At 70.9% G+C, this 7,797-nt stretch carries 7 protein-coding genes and 2 pseudogenes; 6 read left to right on the top strand and 3 right to left on the bottom strand.

The window, feature by feature from the left end; genetic code table 11:
* Window positions 1-574 (top strand): class I SAM-dependent methyltransferase (locus GT030_RS24520; RefSeq protein ID WP_161202954.1); only part of this gene is annotated, 574 nt, incomplete at its 5' end.
* 122 nt (window positions 575-696) lie between these two features.
* A complete protein-coding gene (locus GT030_RS24515) occupies window positions 697-1,470 on the top strand; it encodes a glycosyltransferase family A protein (protein ID WP_161202953.1) in 774 nt (257 codons plus the stop codon).
* A gap of 15 nt (window positions 1,471-1,485) precedes the next feature.
* Here the strand turns inward: GT030_RS24515 and GT030_RS24510 are convergent.
* A pseudogene (locus tag GT030_RS24510) lies at window positions 1,486-1,674 on the bottom strand (alpha/beta hydrolase); the annotation flags it as partial.
* Between the two features lie 117 nt (window positions 1,675-1,791).
* A complete protein-coding gene (locus GT030_RS24505; protein ID WP_161202952.1) occupies window positions 1,792-2,703 on the bottom strand; it encodes a LysR family transcriptional regulator in 912 nt (303 codons plus the stop codon).
* Window positions 2,704-2,834: 131 nt separating this feature from the next.
* On the opposite strand from GT030_RS24505, the pseudogene GT030_RS24500 reads away from it, so the two are divergent.
* Window positions 2,835-3,769 (top strand): annotated as a pseudogene (locus tag GT030_RS24500) (EamA family transporter).
* Window positions 3,770-3,872: 103 nt separating this feature from the next.
* Here GT030_RS24500 and GT030_RS24495 read toward each other — a convergent pair.
* On the bottom strand, window positions 3,873-4,787 hold the full coding sequence (locus GT030_RS24495; RefSeq protein ID WP_237522779.1) for an SDR family NAD(P)-dependent oxidoreductase: 915 nt from the start codon (window positions 4,785-4,787) through the stop codon (window positions 3,873-3,875).
* Window positions 4,788-5,045: 258 nt separating this feature from the next.
* On the opposite strand from GT030_RS24495, the gene GT030_RS24490 reads away from it, so the two are divergent.
* The 3 genes from GT030_RS24490 to GT030_RS24480 all read left to right on the top strand — a co-directional run bounded on the left by GT030_RS24490 (window position 5,046) and on the right by GT030_RS24480 (window position 7,451).
* Window positions 5,046-5,249: a hypothetical protein gene (locus tag GT030_RS24490; protein ID WP_161202950.1), complete on the top strand. Its 204-nt coding sequence runs from the start codon at window positions 5,046-5,048 to the stop codon at window positions 5,247-5,249.
* Window positions 5,233-5,661 (top strand): DUF6233 domain-containing protein, encoded by a 429-nt coding sequence (locus tag GT030_RS24485; protein ID WP_346009737.1) that lies wholly within the window; start codon window positions 5,233-5,235, stop codon window positions 5,659-5,661. Before GT030_RS24490 ends, GT030_RS24485 begins: the two co-directional genes overlap by 17 nt.
* A gap of 596 nt (window positions 5,662-6,257) precedes the next feature.
* Window positions 6,258-7,451, top strand: a complete 1,194-nt coding sequence (locus tag GT030_RS24480) for an alcohol dehydrogenase catalytic domain-containing protein (protein ID WP_161202948.1) — start codon at window positions 6,258-6,260, stop codon at window positions 7,449-7,451.
* The last annotated feature ends 346 nt before the right edge of the window (window positions 7,452-7,797 follow it).

The following is a 7,797-nucleotide window of genomic DNA, read 5'->3' as shown; positions in this document are numbered from 1 at the left end:
CAACCCCAATGGCACGCTCGTCCACGAGGCCGCCGCCCTGCCCCCGGGCCGCGCGCTGGACGTCGGCACCGGCGAGGGCGCCGACGCCCTCTGGCTGGCCGAGCACGGCTGGAAGGTGACCGCCACCGACATCTCCGGCAACGCGCTCGCCCGGGTCCGCGCCGAGGCCCAGCGCCGAGGGCTCACCGTCAGCCTCCTACGCGGCGACGCGGGCGATCCCGCCCCCTTCGGCACCGAGACCTTCGACCTGGTCTCCCTGCAGTACGGCTCGTTCAAGCGCACGCCCGACCAGCGCGGTCTGCGCAGCCTGCTCGCCGCCGTCGCCCCCGGAGGCACGCTCCTGGTCGTACACCACGACCTCAGCCCGCTGAGCGACCCCGTGGACGTGGCGACCCAGACCCGGATGTACGACCCGTCGGCGTTCGTCGGGGTCGACGAGATCGCCGCCGCGCTCACCGCCGAGCCCGACACCTGGCAGGTCGACATCCACGAGACCCGGCCACGGCCCGCCGGTGCGGCCAGCACCCACCACGTCAGCGACGTCGTACTGCGCGCGACCCGGCGAACGGCCTGATCGCCCACGTCGCCGTGCGGGTCCACGAGGAGGAAAGCGACGACAACCGTCCGCACGGCGACTCACGCTCGACCGCGGTGTTTGAATGGACCGTCGTTCCCGGTCTGGCAAGGAGAAACGCTGTGCCTTTGGTGTCTGTCGTGATGCCCGTGTACAACTCGGCGGCCACCCTCGGCGCAGCCGTCCGATCGGTACTCACCCAGACCCACAGCGACCTGGAGCTGCTGGTCACCGACGACCAGTCCTCCGACGGCTCCATGGAGCTGCTGCGTGAGTTCGCCGAGCAGGACGAGCGCGTACTGCCGCGGTCGGCACCCGAACGGGGCGGGGCGGGGCGGGCCCGCAATCTCGCGATCGAGCGGGCCCGCGGGGACTACATCGCCTTCCTCGACTCCGACGACATGTGGCTGCCGCAGAAGACCGAGAAGCAGCTCGCCTTCGCCGCTGAAGGCGACGCACCGCTGACCTTCACCTCGTACTTCAAGATGGACGCGACCCATGCCGGCGAGAGCACCGAGTGGGTTCCGAACGGGCGGGTGATCCGGGCGCGAGAGCGCGTGGACTACCGCGCCATGCTGGTCCGGGACCACATCGGTGCCCTCACTGCCATGTACGACCGCAACGCCCTGGGCACCAGGCTGATGCCGGAGATGCGCAAGCGGCAGGACTACGCCCTCTGGCTGTCGATCATGCGGGACGGCGCGGACGCCCGGGGCTTGGCCGAGCCGCTCGCGGTGTACCGGGCCCACCAGGCGGGATCGCTGTCCTCCAACAAGATGTCCCTGGTCAAGTACAACTGGTCGCTGTACCGCGAGCATGAGCATCTGTCCGTCCCGCGGGCAACACGCGCGCTTTCCGGCGCCGTGTGGCAGTCGCTGCGCAACTCGCGCATCTGACCTGCCCCCTTCCGGTCACTTCGTCAGATCGGCGGAGAGGAAGGGAGCGAGGAGCGCGCACAATTCGTCCGGGCGGTCGAGGGGGATGATGGGGCCCCAGTCCTGGAGATGATGCCCGATCAGGTCATCGGCGACGGGGCGGAGTTGGCGTTCGAGCCCGGTGCCGACGGGGTGGGAGCCGACGGCCATCGTGGGCAGGGTCATGCTTCCATCACAACCGGGGCTGCGGACCTGGGCGGAGGAGCACATGGCCGAGGTCGGCCGCGCCAACGAAGCCGACGACCAGCAGGTGGCTGGGGGACAGGCGGGCCGGTTCCGCGCTCAGTACCGGTGGTGCCGCCCCCTGTCCGCGGGGAGGGTTCGTCGGTAGAGGTCGATGGCCAGGGCCACGGCGGCGCGGGTGGCGGGGTGGGGGTCCGTCCGGCGCCAGATGAGGTGGACGGGGACCGGCTCGGCATCGCGCAGGGGGCGGTAGGTGATGCCGGAGGGGCGGTACTGGGCAGCGGTGGCCTGAGGAGTGACACCCACGCAGCGGCCGGAGGCGATGGCGGCGAGCCAGTCGTCGATGTCGTGGACGTGCTCGACGGCCGGCCGTTCGGTCTCGGGCCACAGGTTCAAGGTGGTGGTGCCGGTGCGGCGGTCGAGGGCGAGGGTGCGGGAGGCGACTTCGGCCAGACGGATGCTGCGGCGACGGGCCCAAGGGTCGTCGGAGGCGAGGGCCAGGTAGCGGTCCTCGTGGCCGACGAAAGCATGCGACCAGGGCTTGAGGTCGACGGAGCTGCGGATGACCGCAAGGTCGCACAGTCCTTCGGCCAGCCCGCCGGTGGAGGAGTTGTGCCGGACGAGCCGGAGCTCGATGCCGGGGTGGTCGTGGTGCCAGCGGCGCTGGAACTCGGTGGTGTGACGCCCGAAGGCCGACCAGGCGTGACCGATGTGCAGGCGGCTGTGGCCCGAGGCGGCCTCGGCGACGAGTTCGTCCGCGCCGGCCAGGAGCAGACGGGCTCGGGCGAGGACCAGCACACCCGCCTTGGTGGGCTCGACCGTACGGCTGGTGCGGTGCAGCAGCCGCACCCCCAAGGTCTTCTCCAGGGAGAGCAGGGTGCGGGAGACCGCGGCCTGGGAGACGCCCAGCTGCCGAGCGGCGTCCGTGAAGCTGCCGGTGTCGACGATGCTGACCAGGCAGCGCAGATGCTTCAACTCCAGCCCTGCGCCGTGTCCTCCGCGTTCATCCATGCGCACAGCGTATCGCTGGTGGATCGGATGCATTTTGTGTATCGCGTGACGGGGAGCACGGTGAGCAGATGCAGACCTCGCAGGACCTCGCCGTCGAGGCGGAGGCGCTGGGCCGGGGCGGGAACCGGCCACTGACCGGCTCACTCTCGCTACGGCGCGGCTTCGCCTTCCTCGCCTTCGCCGGACTCGCCTGGGGAACCACCGGCGCGGCCGTGGAGGTCATCTACCGGACCGGCGACCTGGGGCCCATGGCCATCTCGTTCTGGCGCTTCCTGGCCGGGGCGGTGCTGCTGCTGCCCGCCTGGGCGCTGCGCCCGTCCCGCAAGACGCCGTGTGCGCCGCAGCCTGCCCGGCGGCGGGTGCTGCTGCTGATGGGCACCGGAGCCGGGCTGGCCGTGTTCCAGACCGCCTACTTCGCCGCTGTGCGGGACACCGGGCTGGCGGTGGGCACCATCGTCACGCTCGGCGCCGCACCCGTGTTCACGGCCGCCGGCGGGCGTCTGTTCCTGGGCGAGCGCATCGGCCGCGCTGGAGTGCTGGCCGTCGCCGGAGCGCCGGCCGGACTGACCGTGCTCGTACTGGGCAACCAGCCAGGCGTCGTCCACCTGGGAGGCGTGGGGACGGCGCTGCTGTCGCCGCCGGATACGCCGTATCCAACCTGCTGGGCCGGTGGACCGGACGGCACGGCACCGGCGAGGACGCGTTCACCCTGACTCTGTGGTCCTTCCTCATCGGCGCGGCAGTGATGCTGCCGCCGGCCCTCCACGAGGGTCTCCTCCCGCAGAGAGGGAACGTCACCGAGGCGGCGCTGCTGATGCTGTACATCGCCGCCGTCACCACGGCGCTCGCCTACCCGCTGTACTTCGCCGGCGTCGCCGTACTCAGGGCCGCCACCGCGTCGGTGATGATGCTCCTCGAACCCGTCAGCGCCGCTGTCCTGGCCGTGCTGTTCCTCGACGAACAGCTCACCACGGCCACTGTCGCGGGCACGGTGATCCTGCTCGGGGCCATCGCCGCCCTCGCCCTCGCCGAGTCCCGACCGCGGGCCCGAGATGCCGTGAGGTGACGCAAGGCCCCTTGCCAGGTGCTCTGATTCCGGTTGAGCACTCTCCCTGATGACGTCGTGGCCGCGGTGGTGACTACGCGCCTGCGTGGGCGAGTTGAGTGCTTCAGACGGCGGCGGCAGGCGCGACGCCGGTCAGCTCCGTGCTCGCCTCCCACAACCGGCGTGCCGTCTCGGCGTCCTCCAGCTGAGCCCACAGCCGCTCGCGGTGCGGCCGGCCCCGCAGCCCGAAGACGCGCGGGCCCCACAGCTCGCCCCCGGCGATCCGGGGGTCGAGCACCGCCCGGACCGCGGGCCGGGCACCCGCGTGCTTGCCCTGGAGAACAAGTGCGGCGGCCGCCCCGCGCAGTGCCGTCCCGGCCTTCCGTACATGGACCGGCGGCCGCGACGGGGTGAGGGAGTCCAGCGCACCGCCTGGATGGACCACCACGCTCGACACCGTGCTACCCGCGGCCCGCAGCCGGCGGTCGAGTTCCAGCCCGAAGTACATCTGGGCCAGCTTCGACCGGCCGTAGGTGCGCTTGGCCCGATAGCCGGACCGGGACTGCAGATCGTCCAGGTCGAGCCGCTCGGACTTGGCGGCGAAGCTGCCGACGGTCACGACGCGGGCGCTCGGCGCGGCCTCCAGCAGCGGCAGCAGCCAGTGGGTGAGCGCGAAGTGGCCGAGGTGGTTCGTGCCGAAATGCACCTCATTCCCGTCCCGCGTCTCTTCCCGCTCCAGCCCTTCGTGGAGGACGCCGGCGTTGTGGACCACCGCGTCGAGGTGCTCTGTCTCCAGGGATTCCGCGGTTTCCCGCAGCGAGCCGAGGTCGGCGAGGTCCAGCCCCACCGAACGCACCCGCGCACCGGGCACCCGCGCACGGATCGCGTCCATGGCGGTCCCGGCCCGCTCGGCACTCCGGCTGCCCAGCACCACGGTGGCGCCGGTACCGGCCAGCTGCTCGGCGGTGAAATACCCGATACCTGCGTTGCCGCCGGTGACCAGGTACACGCGGTCAGCGGCGGAAGGGATCTGCGACATGGCGGGAACTCCCGTGAGATGCGACGGCGGCTCCCGGCGGAGCAACCCGGCGCCCACGCTGCCACTGGCCTCCGACATGTCACCGATATCCGTCCGACAGGGCGGAACCGGCCGTGCGTGCACGCGCAGCCGCACGACGCCTGAGTCCCAGCCGAGGCTGGAGAAGGCGCCGACCGGTACGGCCTGAGCGGGCGATCCACCGCACTCGGCCCTGGAGTCAGGATGCAGCGAAAATCGAACACGTGCTCTAATGCCGGTATGAGCACTCTCCCTGATGACCTCGTGGCTGCGATACGGGAGTGGCACGCCGTATACCGGAAGCTCAGCCGTCGGCCCAGCACCGCGCTCAGGCGGCGGCTGCTCGCCCTGTCCGCCGAGGTGCTGGTGCATCCGTACTGGCAGGGCCGCACCGGGGCGTGGGCCGCTCTGCACGGTGGTGCCCGTCGTGGCCGAACTGCCTGACGACGCACCCCGGCTCCGCGTGCTCCTCGCCTACCTGGAACGGCAGATCGCGGACAACGCCACGGTCGCCACCTATCTGAGCCTCCTGCGTGACGACGTGCAGCAGGCCCTCACGCGAGCCGAACGGCCTGCCCCACGACAGCGCTCGATGCGACGGGCCAAGGGCGCCGGCGGCCCTCTGCCCTCGACCGGGCTCTCCCGGCCCCCGCGGGCGGGCGACTACGAGGTCCAGATGATGTGCGCCCCGGACGACCCCGGCGACGTCGTCGTGCACGCGGCCGGCTGCGAGCAGGCCACGGGCTCACCGCGCAAAATACGGGCCGACGAAGCCCGTGCCCTCCTCGTGGAGCCGGGCATCGAGCCGTGCCCCACCTGCCGCCCCGAAGCCGAACTGGGAATGGACGTGGCGTGAGCCCATGAGGGCCGGGCGAGCCGTCATTCAGCGGATCGGCTCCGGGCAAGGGCATGCCCGTCCTGGTCAGGCGGTGGTTGCCGAGCCGGACGGCGGCCGGGTGAGGGCCCAGCTCTCGCGCCAGGGTCTTGGCAGACCCTCGCTAGCTGACAGCGGGGCGCAGTGGGGGACGCGCTTCGCGCGCGGGACCGCCGACTCCACGTAGCGCCGCGGCGACCCCGCGCAGAGGGTGCCGGAAGCGGGGGAAGACCTGCCCGATCCCAAGACGCCGGTGAAGACCACCGTTGCGTCGTGAAGGACCGTGAGGTCACCCGAACGTCGTACGGGACGGGTGAGGGCTCCTGGGGAGGCGGCGCTGCTGTGCCCGGCACGCCGCAAGGCCGGCAATGCGCGGACCTGCGCAGATAGGAGATGGCGTGCTTGGCCGGGAGCGCGGCACGCGGCGTTGCTGCGCCGGCACGCAGGGCACGGGCGGTGTGGCGGTGGCACGTGCGTTGGCTATCGCCCTACGTTGAGAGTGACCGGGGTCACAAATGCCCCCAAATCAACTCGGCACTCCGGCGGGCGAGTCCCCCGGACCAACAGAGGAGATCGTCATGGCAAGCAGCAACCGCGCCGTCACCTTCCAGAATCCGAAAGAAATGCGCGTCGAGTCTCTGGACTTCCCGAAGCTTGAGATGCCGAACGGGAAGAAGGCCCCACATGGGGCCATCCTCAGGATCGTCGCCACCAACATCTGCGGTAGCGACCTGCACATCTACCGCGGGTCCTTCCCTGTGCCCAAGGGCATGGTGATGGGGCACGAGATGACCGGGGAGGTCATCGAGGTCGGCCCCGACGTCGAGTTCCTCAGTGAGGGCGACCTCGTCTCCGTCCCGTTCAACGTCGCCTGCGGCCGATGTCGCAACTGTAAGGCGCGCCGCACCGACGTCTGCGAGACCACGAACCCCAAGGTGGCCTGCGGAGCGTACGGCTTCAACCTGGGCGACTGGGCCGGCGGGCAGGCCGAGTACCTGTTCGTCCCGTACGCCGACTTCCAGCTCCTGCGCTTCCCGGACAGGGACCAGGCCATGGCGAAGATCCGTGACCTGGCGGTGCTCTCGGACATCCTGCCCACCGCGTTCCACGGTCTCATGGAGGCCGGTGCCAAGCCGGGCTCGACCGTGTACATCGCCGGCGCCGGCCCGGTCGGCCGCTGTGCCGCAGCATGTGCGCGCCTCCTCGGAGCGTCCTGCATCATCGTCGGCGACCACAACAAGGACCGCCTGGAGCTGGTGAAGAACAACGGCTGCGAGACGATCGACCTGAGCCAGGACGCAGCGCTCACCGACCAGATCGAAGCCATCCTGGGCGAACCCATGGTCGACTGCGCAGTCGACTACGTCGGCACCGAGGCACACGGCCTCGGCCCCCAGACCGAGGACATGGACCCGGCCTACGCCATCAACCAGGTGATCGACGCCACCCGCGCGGGCGGAGCCACCGGCGTCATCGGCGTCTACGGCCCCGACCCGCTCGCGAAGTCGAAGGCCGAGCAGGAGGGCACGTACCCGATCGACTTCGGCAAGGCCTGGATCAAGTCGCCGCGGATCGCCGCCGGGCAGGCACCGATCATGCACTACAACCGCGAGCTGATGATGGCGATCCTGTGGGACCGCATGCCCTACTTGACCCCCCTGCTCAACGCGAAGGTGATCAGCCTCGACGAAGCCCCCGACGCCTACGCGACCTTCGACACGGGAGTGCCCCTCAAGTTCATCATCGACCCCCACGGCCTCATTCCCGCCTGAGCCGGTCTCGGGCAGAACCCCTCGGACGGGCAGCACCGGACAGAGGGCGAGCGGGACCGCGACTGCCGCAAGAAGGGTGGTCAGCCGGTACCCGTGAACGGCGAGGACCTCGACACCGCGTAACCGCTGCTGAGCGTGGCGGAGTTGCTGCGCGGTGCCGGGGTTCCTGACGAGGAACCCCGGGTGCGCGTGCCCGCATCGCCGCTCACCGCTGGCCGGCGTGCCGGCGGTATGGGCTGCACATGGCGGTCGTTCGGACCAGCCCTCGCCGTTGAACCAAGCACGTTCGCTTGAATGCCCCGATCGATCGGTGCGGGGTTGTTTCGCGTCGGAGGCCGACGGGGAC

The sequence above is a fragment of the Streptomyces sp. SID1328 genome (genome assembly GCF_009865595.1).
Taxonomy (GTDB): Bacteria; Actinomycetota; Actinomycetes; order Streptomycetales; family Streptomycetaceae; genus Streptomyces; species Streptomyces griseoluteus.
This window is presented reverse-complemented; position numbering and strand designations above follow the sequence as displayed.